This is a genomic window from Streptomyces sp. JK94, assembly GCF_053613315.1.
The window spans coordinates 189,996-208,455 of record NZ_JBSICH010000007.1; the positions used below are offsets into that span (position 1 = coordinate 189,996).

Genomic DNA, 18,460 nt, shown 5'->3' on the forward strand with positions numbered 1-18,460 from the left:
GGGCTTCTCGCCGGGGCTGGTGAGCCGCATGGGGTGTTCGACTCCGCCGGGGACCAGGAGTTCCAGGAAATGGAAACCCACAGTCGAGCCGATGTGTCCGCGCGGCGACATCAGGTCTGTGCCATGTCCACAAAACGCGAGTAGTGGCCCTGGAAGGCAACGGTGATCGTCGCCGTGGGGCCGTTGCGGTGCTTGGCCACGATCAGGTCGGCCTCGCCCGCACGCGGCGATTCCTTCTCGTAGGCGTCTTCGCGGTGCAGCAGGATGACCATGTCGGCATCCTGCTCGATCGACCCGGACTCACGCAGGTCGGAGACCATCGGCTTCTTGTCGGTGCGCTGCTCGGGACCACGGTTCAGCTGGGAGAGCGCGATAACCGGAACCTCCAGCTCCTTGGCCAGCAGCTTGAGGTTTCGGGACATGTCCGAGACCTCCTGCTGACGGCTCTCGGCACGCTTGGAGCCGCCGGACTGCATCAGCTGGAGGTAGTCGATGACGACCAGTTTGAGGTCGTTGCGCTGCTTGAGGCGGCGGCATTTGGCGCGGATCTCCATCATCGACAGGTTGGGGGAGTCGTCGATGTAGAGCGGGGCGGCCGAGACGTCCGGCATCCGGCGAGCCAGGCGGGTCCAGTCGTCGTCCGTCATGGTGCCGGAACGCATGTGGTGCAGCGCGACGCGCGCCTCGGCGGACAGCAGACGCATGGCGATCTCGTTGCGCCCCATTTCTAGCGAGAAGATGACACTCGGCAGGTTGTTCTTGATCGAGGCGGCCCGCGCGAAGTCCAGCGCGAGCGTCGACTTGCCCATGGCGGGGCGCGCGGCGATGACGACCATCTGACCGGGGTGCAGGCCGTTGGTCAACGAGTCGAAGTCCGTGAACCCCGTGGGCACACCGGTCATCTCGCCACTGCGCGACCCGATCGCCTCGATCTCGTCGAGCGCACCTTCCATGATGTCGCCGAGCGGCAGATAGTCCTCACTGGTGCGCTGCTCGGTGACGGCGTAGATCTCCGCCTGAGCGCGGTTGACGATCTCGTCGACGTCGTCGTCGGCCGCGTATCCCATCTGGGTGATCCGCGTACCTGCCTCCACCAGGCGGCGCAGAACGGCCCGCTCGTGCACGATCTCGGCGTAGTACGCGGCGTTCGCCGCCGTCGGCACGGTCTGGACGAGGGTGTGCAGATAGGAGGCACCGCCGACCTTGTTGATCTCGCCGCGCTTGGTGAGTTCGGCGGCGATCGTGATGGGGTCGGCCGGCTCACCCTTGGCGTAGACGTCGAGGATCGCCTGGTAGACCGTCTCGTGGGCCGGCTTGTAGAAGTCGTGGCCCTTGAGGATCTCGACGACGTCGGCGATGGCGTCCTTGGAGAGCAGCATGCCGCCGAGGACGGACTGCTCGGCGTCCAGGTCCTGCGGGGGCACCCGCTCGAAGGACGCTCCACCACCGTCCCACGCGGCGTTGTCCGGGCCGCGCTCGTGCTGGTCGTCGCGGCTGCGTCCCCCGTCACCGCGGCGGCGGGAAGCGGGCAGACGATCACTGGGACCGCTGTCGGCCCACGGGTCGTCCAAGGGCTCGGAAATGCTCACCGAGCCACCTCCTCCCGTCCGCCGAGCGGACCTCGCCGTGCTCCTCATTTCTACGGCACGGCACTGACAAATAAGACGCCCAACTCCGGTTCTGGCGCGTCGGTTTTGTGATGGTTCACAAGCCGGCGGTCGGAGCGGGCGCCGGACCACCGTAGGCCTGCGGGCACCGTCAGCCAATCTGGTTATCCACAGGTCATGTGGACGACGGGCCAGATGCTGTGGAGAAGTGGTCGAAACCTGTGCACGACCCGGTGGACAGCCCTGTGAACAAGCCCTCGCCTCCCCCTTGAGAGCACCTCTGATCTGCGGCTTCGTCGTCCACGCCCTGTGCAGAAGAAAAACTTTCCCCGTCGGACCAAGATCGCTCCGAACCGTACTCGGAAGCACACACGGCGAGACCAGAGGTAAGGGTCACAAAAGCTTTACATCTCTTACCTGTGGACGATTAGATTGGTGCTCATGACACAGGCTTCCGCGCGTTCCCGGACCGTCCGGCGTCGGCACGACCGCGAGATCATCGCTCTGGCCGTCCCGGCCTTCGGTGCGCTCGTCGCCGAGCCCTTGTTCGTCATGGCCGACAGCGCGATCGTCGGCCATCTCGGCACCGCACAACTGGCCGGTCTCGGCATCGCGTCGGCGCTGCTCACCACAGCCGTCAGCGTCTTCGTCTTCCTCGCCTACGCCACCACGGCGGCTGTGTCCCGCCGCGTCGGCGCGGGTGACCTGCCATCGGCGATTCGCCAGGGCATGGACGGCATCTGGCTGGCTCTGCTGCTCGGCGCCGCCGTCATCGCCGTCGTGCTGCCCACCGCCCCCTCCCTCGTGGAACTCTTCGGCGCCTCCGACACCGCGGCACCGCACGCCATCACCTACCTGCGGATCTCCGCCCTCGGCATCCCGGCCATGCTCGTCGTGCTGGCCGCAACCGGTGTCCTGCGGGGTCTGCAGAACACCCGGACCCCGCTCTACGTGGCCATCGCCGGTTTCATCGCCAACGCCCTCCTCAACGTCGCTCTCGTCTACGGCGTCGGCCTCGGCATCGCGGGCTCCGCCTGGGGCACCGTCATCGCCCAGTGCGGCATGGCCGCGGTGTACCTGTGGGTGGTGGTCCGCGGAGCCCGCCGGCACGGTGCGTCGCTGCGCCCGGATGTCGCCGGGATCAAGGCCTCCGCTCAGGCCGGGGTGCCACTGCTCGTGCGCACCCTTTCGCTGCGGGCGATTCTCATGATCACCACGGCCGTGGCGGCTCGCCTCGGCGACGCCGACATCGCGGCCCACCAGATCATCCTGTCCCTGTGGAGTCTGCTCGCCTTCGCCCTCGACGCCATCGCCATCGCCGGGCAGGCCATCATCGGACGTTATCTGGGAGCCGGTGACGCCCAGGGGGCTCGCGCCGCCTGCCGCAGGATGATCGAGTGGGGCGTCGCGGTCGGCGTCGTACTCGGTGTGCTCGTGGTGCTGTCTCGTCCGGTCTTCCTGCCCTTGTTCACCGGCGATTCCGCGGTGACGAACACGGCCCTGCCCGCTCTCCTGATCGTGGCCGCCTCGCAGCCCATCTGCGGGGTGGTCTACGTCCTGGACGGTGTTCTCATGGGCGCGGGCGACGGTCCGTATCTCGCTGGAGCGATGCTGCTGACCCTGGCGGTCTTCACTCCCGCAGCACTCCTCGTTCCGGCACTCGGAGGAGGACTCACCGCCCTGTGGGCTGCCATGACGCTGATGATGACGGTACGCCTGGTGACCTTGTGGCTGCGCACACGATCGGGACGGTGGGTCGTCACGGGTGCGACGCGCTGACCGTTTCACGTGAAACACGTCGTTTCACGTGAGGCGCAGCCAGGAGGACGAGGGTGAAAGCCCCGCAGCGCTGGAGCCCTGGAGCCCTGGAGCGCTGGAGCCCTGGAGCCCTGGAGCCCTGAAAGCCTCGCCCCTGAGTCCCGGGCACTGGGCCCCCGGCCTCAGGGTCGGGTCCCTTGGGCCATGGAGTCAGTAGAACGTGACCATGAAAGATGGGGCCGTACCCCCGGGCGGGAGGTACGGCCCCATCTCATCGCTTCGGCGAGAGCAGAGCTCAGGCCGCGACGACCTCGATGCTGACCTTGGCGGCAACCTCGGGGTGCAGACGCACGGACGTCTCGTGAGCGCCCAGCGTCTTGATCGGCGCGCCCAGCTCGATACGACGCTTGTCGACATCGGGACCACCGGCGGCCTTGATCGCCGAAGCGACGTCGGCCGGGGTGACGGAACCGAAGAGACGACCGGCGTCGCCGGAGCGGACGGCCAGGCGGACCTTCACGCCCTCGAGCCGGCCCTTGACCTGGTTGGCCTGCTCGATGGTCTGGATCTCGTGGATCTTGCGAGCGCGACGGATCTGCTCGACGTCCTTCTCGCCGCCCTTGGTCCAGCGGATGGCGAACTTCCGCGGGATCAGGTAGTTGCGAGCGTAACCGTCCTTGACGTCGACGACGTCGCCCGCGGCACCGAGGCCGGAGACCTCGTGGGTGAGGATGATCTTCATTGGTCGGTCACCCTTCCCTTATCGCGCGGTGGAGGTGTAGGGCAGCAGCGCCATCTCACGGCTGTTCTTCACGGCCGTGGCGACGTCACGCTGGTGCTGGGTGCAGTTGCCGGTCACGCGGCGGGCACGGATCTTGCCGCGGTCGGAAATGAACTTCCGCAGCATGTTCGTGTCCTTGTAGTCCACGTACGTGACCTTGTCCTTGCAGAATGCGCAGACCTTCTTCTTCGGCTTGCGCACAGGCGGCTTAGCCATGATGTCTCTCCTGTGTGATCAAGAAGTGTGGAGGGAGCCCGCCTAGAAGGGGGGCTCGTCCGAGTAGCCGCCACCGCCGCCGGAGCCGCCGCCGGGGCCGCCGCCCCAGCCGCCGCCACCCTGGCCGCCACCGCCCTGCTGGCCACCGGCGGGAGCGCCGGTCGCCCAGGGGTCGTCGGCCGGCGCGCCGCCGCCCTGCTGGCCGCCGCCGGGGCCGCCGCCCCAGCCGCCGCCACCCTGGCCGCCACCGCCGCCGTAACCGCCCTGGCCGCCGCGGCCCTGGCCCGAGGTCTTGGTGACCTTGGCCGTGGCGCTGCGCAGGCTGGCACCGACCTCGTCGACGTCCAGCTCGTAGACCGTGCGCTTGACGCCCTCACGGTCCTCGTAGGACCGCTGCTTCAGCCGGCCCTGCACGATGACGCGCATGCCTCGCTGGAGCGACTCGGCGACGTTCTCCGCCGCCTGGCGCCAGACCGAGCAGGTGAGGAAGAGGCTTTCGCCGTCCTTCCACTCGTTCGTCTGGCGGTCGAAGGTGCGGGGGGTCGACGCGACACGGAACTTCGCGACGGCCGCACCGGACGGGGTGAAGCGCAGCTCGGGGTCGTCGACAAGATTGCCGACGACCGTGATGACGGTCTCGCCTGCCATGGGGGAACCTCTCGGCGGGTTTGCTGCTGGCTGCTTGTGCTGCTACTCGGATCCCGGGATCGACTGAGCGGGAAGGCTCAGTGCATCTCGGGACGGAGGACCTTGGTCCGGAGGACCGACTCGTTCAGGTTCATCTGGCGGTCGAGCTCCTTGACGACCGCAGGCTCGGCCTGCAGGTCGATGACCGAGTAGATGCCCTCGGGCTTCTTGTTGATCTCGTACGAGAGACGACGACGGCCCCAGGTGTCGACCTTCTCGACCTTTCCGCCGCCGTCACGGACGACAGAGAGGAAGTTCTCGATCAGCGGGGAGACAGAACGCTCCTCGAGATCGGGGTCGAGGATGACCATCACCTCGTAGTGACGCATGTGGAACCCACCTCCTTCGGACTCAGCGGCCACGGTCGTTCCGTGGCAGGAGGGTTGCGATGCGTTGGCACCGGCATCAGCGAGTAAAGCAGGACCCACTGACAATCGGGCCTCCTCCGGAGAGGCGACCCGGCCGTGGCCGGCAGCAGACACCAGTGCAGAAGGTACAGAGTACCCGGCCATCCGCCTGCGGTTGAAATCCGGCTGCGAGGGGACACAATCGGTACTCAGCGGTCGTGAAGGGCGAAGACACACTGCCTTCGGCAGGAGGTTCCCCATGGCACAGATCACGCGGTCCCCCAAGCCCCGTACCGGATTGCTGGCCACCGACGGCAAACCGCACCCCCTCCAGGACACGCTGCTGGCCGTGACCCTGGTGCTGGGCGTGCTGGCCCTGGCCACCGCGGGCTTCCGCGGCCTCCACATCCTGACCTCCTGGGCAGGTCTGCTGGGTGTCCTGACCGGCGGATACGGCCAGTTCATCTCCGTGACCACGCGTGAACGCTTCGGCCTGGTGGTGGGGCTGGGCGCCTGCGCGCTCGGGCTGTTCTTCGGCATCAACCACGGCGGGCTCTTCGGCTGAGCCCCGGCGCCCGCCCATCCGCCGGCCACCCCTTCCGCCCACCTTCCCCCCGTACGCCGAACGGGGCGCTCACAGGGCGCAGTAGGCTTCGCGCGAGAGCCGGAGCCCCTGTACCCATGGGGACACACCAGCCCGAGGAGCGCCCCGAATGAGCCTGACCCTGAGGACCATCAGCCGCGAGCAGCATCTGGCCTACATCCAGAGCCTGCCGGCGGCGAGTCACATGCAGGTCCCGGCATGGGCGGACGTGAAGGCTGAATGGCGCTCGGAGAACCTCGGCTGGTTCGACGACCGGACCGGTGAGCTGGTCGGCGCGGGCCTCGTCCTCTACCGGCAGCTTCCCAAGATCAAGCGCTACCTCGCCTACCTCCCCGAGGGCCCGGTCATCAACTGGTTCGCACCGAACCTGCAGGACTGGATGGAGCCGATGCTGGCGCACCTCAAGCAGCAGGGCGCCTTCTCGGTGAAGATGGGACCGCCGGTGATCATCCGCCGCTGGGACGCCGTCTCCATCAAGAAGGGCATCCAGGATCCCGACGTCAAGCGCCTGCGCGACATCGAGGCCGACCACATCGAGCCGCGCGCCTTCGAGGTCGCCGACAAGCTGCGGCGCATGGGCTGGCAGCAGGGCGAGGACGGCGGCGCCGGGTTCGGCGACGTGCAGCCCCGCTACGTCTTCCAGGTGCCGCTTGCCAACCGCTCGCTGGAAGAGGTCCACAAGAACTTCAACCAGCTCTGGCGCCGGAACATCAAGAAGGCCGAGAAGGCCGGTGTCGAGGTCGTCCAGGGCGGCTACCACGATCTCGAGGAATGGCAGCGCCTGTACGAGATCACGGCCGTGCGCGACCACTTCCGGCCGCGCCCGCTGTCGTACTTCCAGCGCATGTGGGCGGCCCTCAACAACGAGGACCCCAACCGCATGCGGCTGTACTTCGCCCGGCACAACGGGGTGAACCTGTCGGCGGCGACCATGCTGGTGGTCGGCGGACACGTCTGGTACTCGTACGGCGCCTCCGACAACATCGGCCGCGAGGTCCGGCCCTCGAACGCGATGCAGTGGGCCATGCTCCGCGACGCCTACGCCCTGGGCGCCACCGTCTACGACCTGCGCGGCATCTCCGACTCGCTGGACGAGAGCGACCACCTCTTCGGTCTGATCCAGTTCAAGGTCGGCACCGGCGGGCAGGCGGCCGAGTACCTCGGCGAGTGGGACTTCCCGCTGAACAAGCTGCTCCACAAGGCGTTGGACATGTACATGTCGCGCCGCTGAACCCCCTGCTCATCCCTATCCCGCACCTCTGACAGCCACGAGAAAGGTCCCAGGTCCGGCCATGGCGCTCACCCTCTACGTCGACACCGCGCGCTGGCGGGCGCACCACAAGCACGTGCAGGAGCAGTTCCCCGGACTGGTCCCGGTCTGCAAGGGCAACGGCTACGGCTTCGGGCACGAGCGGCTGGCGGAGGAGGCCACGCGGCTGGGCTCGGACGTGCTGGCCGTCGGCACGACGTACGAGGCCGCCCGGATCAAGGACTTCTTCGGTGGCGACCTGCTGGTCCTGACGCCGTACCGGCGCGGCGAGGAGCCCGTTCCGCTGCCCGACCGGGTCGTGCGCTCGGTGTCGTCCATCGACGGCGTGTACGGCCTCGTGGGCGCGCGCGTGGTCATCGAGGTGATGTCCTCGATGAAGCGTCACGGCGTCAGCGAGCAGGACCTGCCGCAGTTGCACGCCGCCATAGAGAACGTCCGGCTGGAGGGCTTCGCCATCCATCTGCCGCTGGACCGCACCGACGGCTCGGACGCCGTCGAGGAGGTCATCGGCTGGATGGACCGGCTGCGCGCGGCCCGGCTGCCACTGCACACGATGTTCGTCAGCCACCTCAAGGCGGACGAACTCGCGCGGCTCCAGCAGCAGTTCCCGCAGACCCGCTTCCGCGCCCGGATCGGCACCCGGTTGTGGCTGGGGGACCACGACGCCACCGAGTACCACGGTGCGGTCCTGGACGTCACACGGGTCACCAAGGGCGATCGCTTCGGCTACCGACAGCAGAAGGCGGCCTCGGATGGCTTCCTCGTCGTCGTGGCGGGCGGTACGTCGCACGGGGTGGGGCTCGAGGCCCCGAAGGCGCTGCACGGCGTCATGCCCCGCGCCAAGGGCGTCGCCCGGGCCGGTCTGGCCACGGTGAACCGCAACCTCTCCCCGTTCGTCTGGGGCGGCAAGCAGCGCTGGTTCGCGGAGCCGCCGCACATGCAGGTGTCCATCCTGTTCGTGCCCGCGGACGCGCCGGAGCCGAAGGTCGGGGACGAACTGGTGGCCCATCTGCGGCACACCACCACGCAGTTCGACCGGATTCTCGACCGCTGAGCATCGCGCCGGCCGCGCACCCGACGGCAGCCGAAAGGCCGTACACGCAACAGCGTGTACGGCCTTTCGCAGAGCTTCCCGGCGCTGGCCCAGCGTCCATCCTGTTCGCTCAGGGCGAACTGCTTGTCGGCCGTCCCGCCCCCCACCGCACTCGGGAAGCCTCGGAACGGGCGGTGTGCCGGGGGGACTGAGCCGCGGGGCCGAGGAGGAAGACGTCTTCCGCCCCGTCGAGCACACCGCCCGACGGGTCGTCGTCGCCCGTCCGCCGGACCGGGTCCCGGTCCGGCAGCAGGATGTCGCGCACGACCATGACGCACAGGAACAGCGTGCCCGCCAGGTGCACGCCGATGGCCCAGTGGTAGCCGTCCGTGGGCAAGCCCTTGTGGGCATCGCCGCTGGTCGTGTAGGCGAGGTACATCCAGATGCCCAGGAAGTACACGACCTCGCACGCCTGCCAGATCAGGAAGTCACGCCACTTCGGCCGGGCCAGCGCGGCCAGCGGCACCAGCCACAGCACGTACTGCGGTGAGTACACCTTGTTGGTGAGGATGAACGCCGCGACGATCAGGAAGGCGAGCTGGGCGAACCGCGGGCGTCGGGGAGCGGTCAGCGTGAGCGCGGCGATGGCTCCGCAGCACAGCAGCATCAGGAGCGTGGCGAGTGTGTTGACGGTCTCGGTGCTGGGCGGATTGTCGGTGTTGTGGACCAGGATCAGCCAGAACGACCCGAAGTCCACGCCCCGTTCCTGGCTGAACGTGTAGAACTTCGACCAGCCGTCGAAAGCGAAGAGCATGACCGGCAGGTTCACCACCAGCCAGGCGACTGCCGCGCCTCCCAGAGCCTTCCCGAAGTCGCGCCACTTGCCCGCGCGCCAGCACAGGACGAGCAGCGGGCCGAGGATCAGGAAGGGGTAGAGCTTGGCGGCCGTGGCCAGGCCCAGCAGCACGCCGAAAGCCAGCGAACGCCCCCGCGACCACATCAGGACGGCAGCCGACGTCAGGGCGACCGCCAGCAGGTCCCAGTTGACGGTCGCGGTCAGCGCGAGGGCGGGTGCGAGGGCGACCAGCAGCCCGTCCCATGGACGCCGGGCGTGCGTGCGGGTCACACAGACGGCGATGACGGCCGCGCACGCCATGAGCAGCCCGGCGTTGACCATCCAGTACCACTGTTCCTGGTCCTGAACGCTGCCGCTGCCCGGCGTGAGCCAGGACGCGACCTCCATGAACACGCCGGTCAGCACGGGGTACTCGAGGTACTCCATGTCGCCGGGGAGCTTGTCGAAGTACGGCACGAGACCGTCGACGAACCCACGCCCCTGATAGAGGTGCGGAATGTCCGAGTAACACGCGTGCGTGTACTGGGAGCTGGCGCCGAAGAACCAGGCACCGTTGTAGCACGGTGCCTTCTGGACCAGACCGAGGGCGAACATGCCGATCGCCACGAGCACGATCACCCGCACGGGCGTCCACCAGGACGCCCCGAGCAGGGCACGCCGGCCGATGGGACCGCCGATCAGCTCACTGCCCGCCGCGGCGACCGTGTCCTCACTGGTCGGCTGTACGGGATCCGGGTCGCGCACGCTCGCTGGTGTCGATTCTGCACTGGGCATGGGGCACATCCTGCCGTACACACCTGGGAAGACGCCGGGGCCGCCGCACCCTAATGGATGCGGCGGCCCCTGTTTCACGTGCAACATGCGGGTGTTTCACGTGAAACACCCATCCGGGACGTTCTGGGGTCAGCCCTCCTGGCCCGCGATGAAGCCGCCGCCCGTCTGGTTGCCTCTGCTGTCGTCCTCTTCTTCCGTGCCGCTGGGCGACACCGAGGGTGACGGACTGCTTTCCGTGCCACCGTTCTCGTTGCCGGCGTTCTCACTGCCCTCGTTGTCGCCGTCCTCGCAGTTCCACTCAAAGACGCCGCAGGTGCTGCTCGGCGAGGGCGAGGGGCTGGTCCTGCTCTCACTGGGCGACGGCGACGGCGACGGGCTCGTCTCCTCCTCCGTTTCGGAGGGCGAGGGGGACGGGCTCGGCGGCGGGGTGTCGTTGATGATCTCGCCGATGGGCTCCGGCTCCGGGAACTTCGCCTTCGGCTTCCCCTTCAGCGCTTCCGACATGTAGTCCTGCCAGATCACGGACGGGAAAGAAGCACCGTGGATCTTCTCCTCGCCACCCGTCCCGTACATCTCCAGGAACTTGCGGTCCTTGAGAGTCTCGTCGTCCGGGTAGCGGAACATGCTGATCGCGGTCGACAGCTGCGGCGTGTAGCCGACGAACCAGGCGGACTTGTTGCCGTCCGTGGTACCCGTCTTACCGGCCACCTCTCGGCCGGGCAGCTGGGCGTTGGTGCCGGTTCCGTCCTCGACCACCGTCGTCAGGACGTCGGTGACGTTGTCCGCGACCTGTGAGGTGAACGCCTGCTTCGTCTCGACCTTGTGCGTGTAGATCGGGCCGCGCTTCGTCACCTTGGTGACCGAGAAGGGCTCGCGCTGCTCGCCGCTCGCCGCGAAGGTGGCGTACGAACCCGCCATGCGGATGGCGCTCGGATCCGAGACGCCGATGGAGAACGAGGGGTAGCCGGACCCCGCCAGGCTGCTCTCCAGCAGCCCCGCGTCGACGGCGGCTTCCTTCACCTTGTCCAGACCGACGTCCATGCCGAGCTGAACGAAGGCGGAGTTCACCGACTGCCGCATGGCCTCCCGGAGGTCGATCTTGTACTGCGGCGGCTCGCCGATCGACTCCTTGCCGTCATTCTCCTGACGCCACTGCTCACCCTTCTCGTTCTGCCAGATCGTCCCGTCGTAGTTGTTGATCTTCAGGTTGTTCTTGCCGCTGTAGAGGCTCTTCGGGGAGACGCGGGTGCGTTCGTCCTGGGCCTGGACCTCACCGCCCTCGGGATCACGCACACCCCACTTCATCGCCGCCGCCAGCACGAAGGGCTTGAACGTCGAACCGACCTGGGCCCCGGTCACGTCGGCGTTGTTGGTGAAGTGCTTGGTCGCGTCCTCACCGCCGTAGATGGCCTCGATGGCCCCCGTCTCGGGGTTGACGGACGCCCCGCCGAACTGGACGTGAGTGTCCGTCTCGGGCCGCTCCTTGGAATCGATGTTCTTCTCGTAGACCTTCTGGACCGCGGCTTCCAGGTCCTCGACCTTCTTCTTGTCGAAGGTCGTGTAGATCGAGTAGCCGCCCTTCTCCAGCTGCTGCTCCGTCACCCCGGCGTTCTTGATCACGGAGGACTTGGCCAGCCTGACGAGGTAGCCGATCTGCCCGCCCAGCTGCGTGTTCGACTGCGGGTTCTGCATCTCGGGGAGTTCGGTGTACTGAGCCCGCTTCTCCTGGCTCAGGTGCTCGTACTCGACCATCTTGTCGAGCGTGTCCTGCATCTGCCGCTGGGCGCGCTCGGTGTTGGCCTGAGCGGTCGCGTTCACCGGGTCGATGGAGGGCGAACCCGCCGGGTCGTAGTACGTGGCGCCCTTGAGCACCGCCGACAGGAAGGCGCACTGGCCCGGGTTGAGGTCGACGGCGTCGACGTTGAAGTACGCGCGAGCGGCCGCCTGGATGCCGTAGGCGCCGCGTCCGTAGTACGCGGAGTTCAGGTAACCCTCGAGGATCTTGTCCTTGGGCTCCTGGGCACCGACCTTGATCGATACGAAGATCTCCTTCACCTTGCGGGAGATCGTCTGCGACTGGTCGTTCAGCATCGCGTTCTTGACGTACTGCTGGGTGATGGTGGAGCCACCCTGCGTCTCGCCACCCTTGGCCATGTTGAACACGGCACGGGCGATGCCCTTGGGGTCGATACCGCTGTCGGAGTAGAAGGTCTTGTTCTCCTGGGAGATGACCGCGTTGCGCATCTCCAGGGGGATCTGCGCGAGATCGACGCTCTGGCGGTTGCGCTCGCCGCCCGTCGCGACCATCTGGCTGCCGTCGGCCCAGTAGTAGACGTTGTTCTGCGCCGTGGCCGCCTTGCCGGGCTCGGGTACGCCCACCATGGCGTAGGCGATGCCGGCGGCGGCCACCATGGTGCCGAAGAAGGCGACGCACAGCCCGGAGACGAGCTTCCAGGAGGGCATCCAGCGACGCCACCCGTCTTTGTCGCAGCGCGGGTAATCGATCATCCGCTTCTTGCCGGACGCAGCCGTACGGCGACCGGCTGCTCCACCCGCGCCGACGGCGGCGGTCCGCCGGCCTCCGCGACCCGGCTCGGCCGCTCTGCGGCGGCCGCCTCCACTCCGCTGTGTCGCGCGCCGGGCCTCGGCACGACTTCCGTACGGACGCTCCTCGCCGTCGTCCGGACCGTACGAGCCGGACGGAGACTCTGTGGCGCCCCGCGGTGCCGCACGGCGGCCGGAGGACGAGCCGGACTGGCCGCGTCGGGCCGCGGCACGTCCGCCTCCCTGCGGCTGCGGCGGTTTGCGACGGTGCTCGCTCATCGAACGACTACTCCTCGGGCAGGCGCACCTCTTGCGCACCTGGAAAAGGCGGCTGGTTTCCGGTCCCCCCGAAGTACGGATGCGGTCTCTCCCGCATTCACCCGTACTGCACCGGGGACAAGGACGCCCCCGGGCGTCACTCGGTTCCCGGTGGTCTGCATGGCGCACAGACTACGCACCGCCAAAACCCCCGAGCCCCGAAGTTCACCTCAAATCAGGCAACTTGCTCGCGATGAAACGTTGATGTGATCCCGCTCACCAGTCCACCCCTTGTCGCACGCGGAAGCTCGTTCTATCGTGCTGATGTATCGAGTCGATACATCAGCGCTGCATAAGGGCGAGAGGAGGCGACGATGAGCCGACGTTCCGGCATCCTCGAGTTCGCCGTACTCGGCCTGCTCCGCGAATCCCCGATGCACGGCTATGAGCTGCGCAAACGACTCAACACGTCACTGGGCGTATTCCGGGCGTTCAGCTACGGGACGCTCTACCCCTGCCTCAAGACGCTGGTCGCCAACGGCTGGTTGATCGAGGAACCGGGGAACGTCGACGAGACCGCCGCCTCCCTCACCGGACGGCGAGCCAAGATCGTCTACCGGCTGACGGCCGACGGCAAGGAGCACTTCGAGCAGCTCCTCTCCCAGACCGGCCCGGACGCGTACGAGGACGAGACGTTCGCCGCCCGCTTCGCATTCTTCGGGCAGACGTCGCGCGACGTACGCATGCGTGTGCTCGAGGGCCGGCGCAGCCGGCTGGAGGAGCGCCTGGAGAAGATGAGCGCCTCCCTGGCGCGCACCCGGGAACGCCTCGACGACTACACGCTTGAGCTCCAGCGCCACGGAATGGAGTCCGTGGAGCGCGAGGTGCGCTGGCTGAACGAGCTCATCGAGAGCGAGCGGGCGGGGCGGGACCTGCGGGGTTCCGCCGCGGAGGGGACCGCTCAACAGGACACGACATCTGGAGCGACGGGCGGCCTGCCCCGGCCGGGGGACGACCCCCGGCCGGATACGCCCGGCGACACCGCCACGTGAGCGCCCGGTCGGGGCCTCACTCGTACACACAGGGAGCAACCGGAATGGGTTCGGTTCGCGTAGCCATCGTCGGTGTGGGCAACTGCGCCGCATCGCTGGTGCAGGGCGTCGAGTACTACAAGGACGCCGACCCGGCGGCCAAGGTCCCGGGCCTGATGCACGTCCAGTTCGGCGACTACCACGTCCGTGACATCGAGTTCGTCGCCGCCTTCGACGTGGACGCCAAGAAGGTCGGCCTGGACCTCGCGGACGCCATCGGCGCCTCCGAGAACAACACCATCAAGATCTGCGACGTGCCGAACAGCGGCGTCCAGGTCCAGCGCGGCCACACCCTCGACGGTCTCGGCAAGTACTACCGCGAGACCATCGAGGAGTCCGCCGAGGAGCCGGCCGACATCGTCAAGGTCCTCAAGGACAAGCAGGTCGACGTCCTCGTCTGCTACCTGCCCGTCGGTTCCGAGGACGCGGCGAAGTACTACGCCCAGTGCGCCATCGACGCCAAGGTCGCCTTCGTCAACGCCCTCCCGGTCTTCATCGCCGGCACCAAGGAGTGGGCGGACAAGTTCACCGAGGCGGGCGTCCCGATCGTCGGCGACGACATCAAGTCGCAGGTCGGCGCCACCATCACGCACCGCGTCATGGCGAAGCTGTTCGAGGACCGGGGCGTGATCCTGGACCGCACGATGCAGCTGAACGTCGGCGGCAACATGGACTTCAAGAACATGCTCGAGCGCGACCGCCTCGAGTCGAAGAAGATCTCCAAGACGCAGGCCGTCACCTCCCAGATCCCCGACCGGGACATGGGCGAGAAGAACGTCCACATCGGCCCGTCCGACTACGTGGCCTGGCTGGACGACCGCAAGTGGGCCTACGTCCGCCTCGAGGGCCGCGCCTTCGGTGACGTCCCGTTGAACCTGGAGTACAAGCTCGAGGTCTGGGACTCCCCGAACTCGGCCGGTGTGATCATCGACGCCCTGCGCGCCGCGAAGATCGCCAAGGACCGCGGCATCGGCGGACCGATCCTGTCGGCGTCGAGCTACTTCATGAAGTCCCCGCCGGTCCAGTACTTCGACGACGAGGCCCGCACCAACGTCGAGAAGTTCATCGCCGGCGACGTCGAGCGCTGACGAGCACGGACTGCGGTCCGTCGGAGGTCCCCGGGTCGCATGACCCGGGGACCTTTCCCGTGTGTGAGGCTGTGCCCCATGGCCGTCGTCCGTGACCTGCGCGTCCTGCTGCGCCTGAAGGGTTTCCGGCGCCTGCTCGCCGTACGCCTGCTCTCCCAGGGAGCCGACGGCGTCTACCAGGTCGCGCTCGCCACCTACGTCGTCTTCTCCCCGGAGAAGCAGACCTCGGCCGCCGCGATCGCCTCGGCGATGGCGGTCCTGCTCCTTCCGTACTCCCTGGTGGGCCCCTTCGCCGGCGTCCTGCTGGACCGCTGGCGGCGCCGCCAGGTCTTCCTGTACGGCAACCTGCTGCGCGCCGTACTGGCGTCGATGACGGCCGTCCTGATGGCCGCCTCCGTGCCCGACTGGCTCTTCTACGTCTCCGCCCTGTGCGTCACGGCCGTCAACCGCTTCGTCCTCGCGGGTCTGTCCGCCGCACTGCCGCGCGTGGTCGACGACGAGCGCCTGGTGATCGCCAACTCGCTCTCCCCGACCGCCGGCACCCTCGCCGCGACGCTCGGCGGCGGCCTCGCCTTCGTCGTACGCCTCGTGATCGCCGACTCCGACGCCGCCGTGGTCCTGCTCGGGGCAGCCCTGTACGTGTGCGGGGCGCTGGCGTCGCTCACCATCGCCGTCGAACTGCTGGGGCCCGACCGCGTGCGGGTCGCCCCGCACCTGGCAACGGCACTCGCCGGTACCGCCCGCGACCTGGTGGCGGGGGTACGTCACCTCGCCGCCCCCGCGCGCCGGGAAGCGGCCTGGGCCCTCGCGGGCATGACGCTGATGCGGTTCTGCTACGGCGCCCTGCTGGTCATGCTGCTCATGCTGTGCCGCTACGCCCTGACCACGGACCCGGACGAGGGGCTCGCCCTGCTGGGGCTGGCGCTGGGCGTCTCCGGCGCGGGATTCTTCGCGGCCGCGGTGATCACCCCCTGGACGGCGGGGCGGCTCGGGCCGGGCCGCTGGATGGCCGTGTGCGCGGGCGCCGCCGCGGTACTGGTGCCGGCGCTCGGACTGCCGTTCGCCACCGTGCCGCTGCTCGCCGCGGCGTTCGTCCTGGGCCTGACGACACAGGGAGCGAAGATCGCGACCGACACGGTCGTGCAGTCCTCGGTCGACGACGCCTTCCGTGGCCGAATCTTCTCCGTCTACGACGTGCTGTTCAACGTCGCCTTCGTCGGCGCGGCCGGAGTGGCCGCCCTGATGCTGCCACCGGACGGCCGTTCCGTGACGCTGGTCGTGACGGTCGCGTCGATCTACGGAGGGGTTGCGGCGGCTATGGCCTGGTTTGAGCGCCAGTAAGTGTCACATCAGTGCCACGAAGCCCCGCTGGGCTACGGAGATGTCAGTGCGGGCCGGTAGCTTACGTGCGTCTTATTCGCGTCATGTTCGCGACACGCACCTATGTTTCCAGGGGGACCCCCAGTGACCACTCCGCCGACCCAGGGCAATCCGTTCGCGCAGGGCCAGCCGCAGGCTCCTCAGCAGCCCCAGGGGCAGAACCCCTTCGCTCAGGGGCAGCCCGGTTTCCCGCAGCAGTCCGGTCAGCCCGGCTTTCCCCCGCAGGGTGCGCCGTTCGCTCCGGTCCCGCCGCAGCCGGCCCGTCGCAGGATGAGCTTCAAGACGATCAAGAACATCGTCATCGCCGTAATCGTCGTGTGCGTGGCGGTCGGTGGTTACATCACCAGCCGCGACGACGCGGACCAGGCCGGCGTGGGCGACTGCCTGAAGTCCGCCTCGTCCTCCTCGGACCGCATGGAGGTCGTCGACTGCACCTCCACGGACGCCGAGGCGAAGGTCCTCAAGAAGATCAAGGGCCACTACACCCAGCTCACCGCCGAGTCCGCATGCCGACCGGTCGAGGGAGCCACCGGTTTCTACGCGGAAACGGGCGACGGGGCGGAGTTCCTGCTCTGCCTCGGCGACGTCTAATCTGACCTGCCGCGAGACGAAGGGGCGGTGTTTCACGTGAAACACCGCCTCTTCGCATAGCCAGCACCGCGGTCGTGTTTTCCATGAAACACAACCGCACGCCCCCCGCCCCCTTCTTAGCCCCCCCCCCCTTTAGCGCCGCCACCGCCGCGTCGCGCTCCATCGGCCCGTTCTCCAGGCGGAGCTCCAGCAGGTGCTTGTAGGCCTGGCCGACGGCGGGCCCGGGACGGACACCAAGGATCTCCATGATCTGGTTGCCGTCCAGGTCGGGGCGGATCGCGTCCAGCTCCTCCTGCTGCTGAAGCTGCGCGATCCGCTCCTCCAGTCCGTCATACGCACGGGAGAGCGCCGAAGCCTTGCGCTTGTTGCGGGTCGTGCAGTCCGAACGGGTCAGCTTGTGCAGCCGGTCGAGCAGCGGGCCTGCGTCCCGGACGTACCGACGGACCGCGGAGTCCGTCCACTCACCCGTGCCGTAGCCGTGGAAGCGCAGGTGCAGTTCGACCAGGCGTGAGACGTCCTTCACCAGGTCGTTGGAGTACTTCAGCGCGGTCATGCGCTTCTTCGTCATCTTGGCCCCGACCACTTCGTGGTGGTGGAACGAGACCCGTCCGTCCTTCTCGAAGCGACGTGTGCGGGGCTTGCCGATGTCGTGCAGCAGAGCGGCCAGGCGGAGGGTCAGGTCGGGCCCGTCGCCCTCCAGCGCCATCGCCTGTTCCAGGACGATGAGCGTGTGGTCGTAGACGTCCTTGTGCCGGTGGTGCTCGTCCCGTTCCAGGCGCAGATCCGGCAGTTCGGGCAGGACGTGCTCGGCGAGCCCGGTGTCGACCAGCAGGGAGAGTCCCTTGCGGGGGTGCGCGGAGAGGACGAGCTTGTTCAGCTCGTCGCGGACCCGCTCGGCCGAAACGATGTCGAGGCGCCCGGCCATGTCCTTCATGGCCTTCACGACCTCCGGCGCCACCTCGAAGTCGAGCTGCGCGGCAAAGCGCGCGGCCCGCATCATGCGCAGCGGGTCGTCCGAGAACGAGTCCTCGGGGGTGCCCGGCGTGCGCAGCACTCGGGCCGCCAGATCGTCGAGCCCACCATGCGGATCGATGAACCGTGACTCCGGCAGCGCCAGCGCCATGGCGTTCACGGTGAAGTCACGCCGGACCAGATCCTCCTCGATGGAGTCGCCGTACGACACCTCCGGCTTGCGCGAGGTGCGGTCGTACGCCTCCGAACGGTAGGTGGTCACCTCGATCTGGTAGCCGTCCTTCTGCGCCCCGACCGTCCCGAAGGCGATCCCGACCTCCCAGACGGCGTCCGCCCACGGACGCAGGATCTTCAGGACCTCCTGGGGGCGGGCCTCGGTCGTGAAGTCCAGGTCGTTGCCGAGCCGGCCCAGCAACGCGTCCCGGACCGAACCGCCGACCAGGGCGAGGGAGTACCCGGCCTCCTGGAAACGGCGGGCGAGATCATCGGCGACAGGGGCGACCCGCAGCGGTTCCCTCACCGCTCGGTGCTGCTCCTGGTTCAGGGCACTGGGGGTGACTTCGTTGGCGTTCGGCACAACAGAACAGAGTACGTGGCCCGGGA

Annotated in this window: 16 protein-coding genes; 8 read left to right on the plus strand and 8 right to left on the minus strand. The window is 68.1% G+C overall.

The window, feature by feature from the left end:
- Positions 1 to 110: 110 nt before the first annotated feature.
- A complete protein-coding gene (gene dnaB / locus ACVV2G_RS07480) occupies positions 111 to 1,589 on the minus strand; it encodes a replicative DNA helicase (protein ID WP_453841795.1) in 1,479 nt (492 codons plus the stop codon).
- Positions 1,590 to 2,048: 459 nt separating this feature from the next.
- On the opposite strand from dnaB, the gene ACVV2G_RS07485 reads away from it, so the two are divergent.
- Complete coding sequence (locus tag ACVV2G_RS07485; RefSeq protein WP_453841796.1) at positions 2,049 to 3,386, plus strand: MATE family efflux transporter; 1,338 nt, start codon at positions 2,049 to 2,051, stop codon at positions 3,384 to 3,386.
- 274 nt (positions 3,387 to 3,660) lie between these two features.
- On the opposite strand, the gene rplI is transcribed toward ACVV2G_RS07485, so the two are convergent.
- From rplI to rpsF, 4 genes are all read right to left on the minus strand, one after another.
- Positions 3,661 to 4,107 carry a 50S ribosomal protein L9 gene (gene rplI, locus ACVV2G_RS07490; RefSeq protein WP_453841797.1) on the minus strand — a complete coding sequence of 149 codons (447 nt, stop codon included), beginning with the start codon at positions 4,105 to 4,107 and terminating at the stop codon, positions 3,661 to 3,663.
- Positions 4,108 to 4,125: 18 nt separating this feature from the next.
- Positions 4,126 to 4,362 carry a 30S ribosomal protein S18 gene (gene rpsR, locus ACVV2G_RS07495; RefSeq protein WP_003949403.1) on the minus strand — a complete coding sequence of 79 codons (237 nt, stop codon included), beginning with the start codon at positions 4,360 to 4,362 and terminating at the stop codon, positions 4,126 to 4,128.
- A 42-nt stretch (positions 4,363 to 4,404) separates the two neighbouring features.
- Positions 4,405 to 5,010: a single-stranded DNA-binding protein gene (locus ACVV2G_RS07500; RefSeq protein WP_453841798.1), complete on the minus strand. Its 606-nt coding sequence runs from the start codon at positions 5,008 to 5,010 to the stop codon at positions 4,405 to 4,407.
- Between the two features lie 77 nt (positions 5,011 to 5,087).
- Entirely contained in the window at positions 5,088 to 5,378 is a 291-nt protein-coding gene (gene rpsF, locus ACVV2G_RS07505) for a 30S ribosomal protein S6 (protein WP_453841799.1), read from the minus strand.
- A gap of 277 nt (positions 5,379 to 5,655) precedes the next feature.
- Here rpsF and ACVV2G_RS07510 point away from each other — a divergent pair, with 277 nt between their 5' ends.
- The 3 genes from ACVV2G_RS07510 to ACVV2G_RS07520 all read left to right on the plus strand — a co-directional run bounded on the left by ACVV2G_RS07510 (position 5,656) and on the right by ACVV2G_RS07520 (position 8,324).
- The gene (locus tag ACVV2G_RS07510) at positions 5,656 to 5,961 is read left to right on the plus strand and encodes a hypothetical protein (protein WP_453841800.1); all 306 of its coding nucleotides are present in this window, start codon (positions 5,656 to 5,658) and stop codon (positions 5,959 to 5,961) included.
- A 148-nt stretch (positions 5,962 to 6,109) separates the two neighbouring features.
- Positions 6,110 to 7,231, plus strand: a complete 1,122-nt coding sequence (gene femX, locus ACVV2G_RS07515) for a peptidoglycan bridge formation glycyltransferase FemX (RefSeq protein ID WP_453841801.1) — start codon at positions 6,110 to 6,112, stop codon at positions 7,229 to 7,231.
- A 61-nt stretch (positions 7,232 to 7,292) separates the two neighbouring features.
- Complete coding sequence (locus tag ACVV2G_RS07520) at positions 7,293 to 8,324, plus strand: alanine racemase (RefSeq protein ID WP_453841802.1); 1,032 nt, start codon at positions 7,293 to 7,295, stop codon at positions 8,322 to 8,324.
- Between the two features lie 109 nt (positions 8,325 to 8,433).
- Here ACVV2G_RS07520 and ACVV2G_RS07525 read toward each other — a convergent pair whose 3' ends face one another.
- On the minus strand, positions 8,434 to 9,942 hold the full coding sequence (locus tag ACVV2G_RS07525; RefSeq protein ID WP_453841803.1) for a glycosyltransferase family 87 protein: 1,509 nt from the start codon (positions 9,940 to 9,942) through the stop codon (positions 8,434 to 8,436).
- Positions 9,943 to 10,062: 120 nt separating this feature from the next.
- Complete coding sequence (locus ACVV2G_RS07530; protein WP_453841804.1) at positions 10,063 to 12,441, minus strand: transglycosylase domain-containing protein; 2,379 nt, start codon at positions 12,439 to 12,441, stop codon at positions 10,063 to 10,065.
- A 668-nt stretch (positions 12,442 to 13,109) separates the two neighbouring features.
- Here ACVV2G_RS07530 and ACVV2G_RS07535 point away from each other — a divergent pair.
- From ACVV2G_RS07535 to ACVV2G_RS07550, 4 genes are all read left to right on the plus strand, one after another.
- Positions 13,110 to 13,787, plus strand: coding sequence for a PadR family transcriptional regulator (locus ACVV2G_RS07535; RefSeq protein WP_453841805.1), 678 nt, complete (start codon positions 13,110 to 13,112; stop codon positions 13,785 to 13,787).
- Between the two features lie 44 nt (positions 13,788 to 13,831).
- A complete protein-coding gene (locus ACVV2G_RS07540; RefSeq protein WP_453841806.1) occupies positions 13,832 to 14,914 on the plus strand; it encodes an inositol-3-phosphate synthase in 1,083 nt (360 codons plus the stop codon).
- A gap of 78 nt (positions 14,915 to 14,992) precedes the next feature.
- Positions 14,993 to 16,255 carry an MFS transporter gene (locus ACVV2G_RS07545; protein WP_453841807.1) on the plus strand — a complete coding sequence of 421 codons (1,263 nt, stop codon included), beginning with the start codon at positions 14,993 to 14,995 and terminating at the stop codon, positions 16,253 to 16,255.
- 123 nt (positions 16,256 to 16,378) lie between these two features.
- Positions 16,379 to 16,885 (plus strand): LppU/SCO3897 family protein, encoded by a 507-nt coding sequence (locus ACVV2G_RS07550; protein ID WP_453841808.1) that lies wholly within the window; start codon positions 16,379 to 16,381, stop codon positions 16,883 to 16,885.
- On the opposite strand, the gene ACVV2G_RS07555 is transcribed toward ACVV2G_RS07550, so the two are convergent.
- Positions 16,785 to 18,434: a CCA tRNA nucleotidyltransferase gene (locus tag ACVV2G_RS07555; protein WP_453841809.1), complete on the minus strand. Its 1,650-nt coding sequence runs from the start codon at positions 18,432 to 18,434 to the stop codon at positions 16,785 to 16,787. The genes ACVV2G_RS07550 and ACVV2G_RS07555 overlap by 101 nt on opposite strands.
- Positions 18,435 to 18,460: the final 26 nt, after the last annotated feature.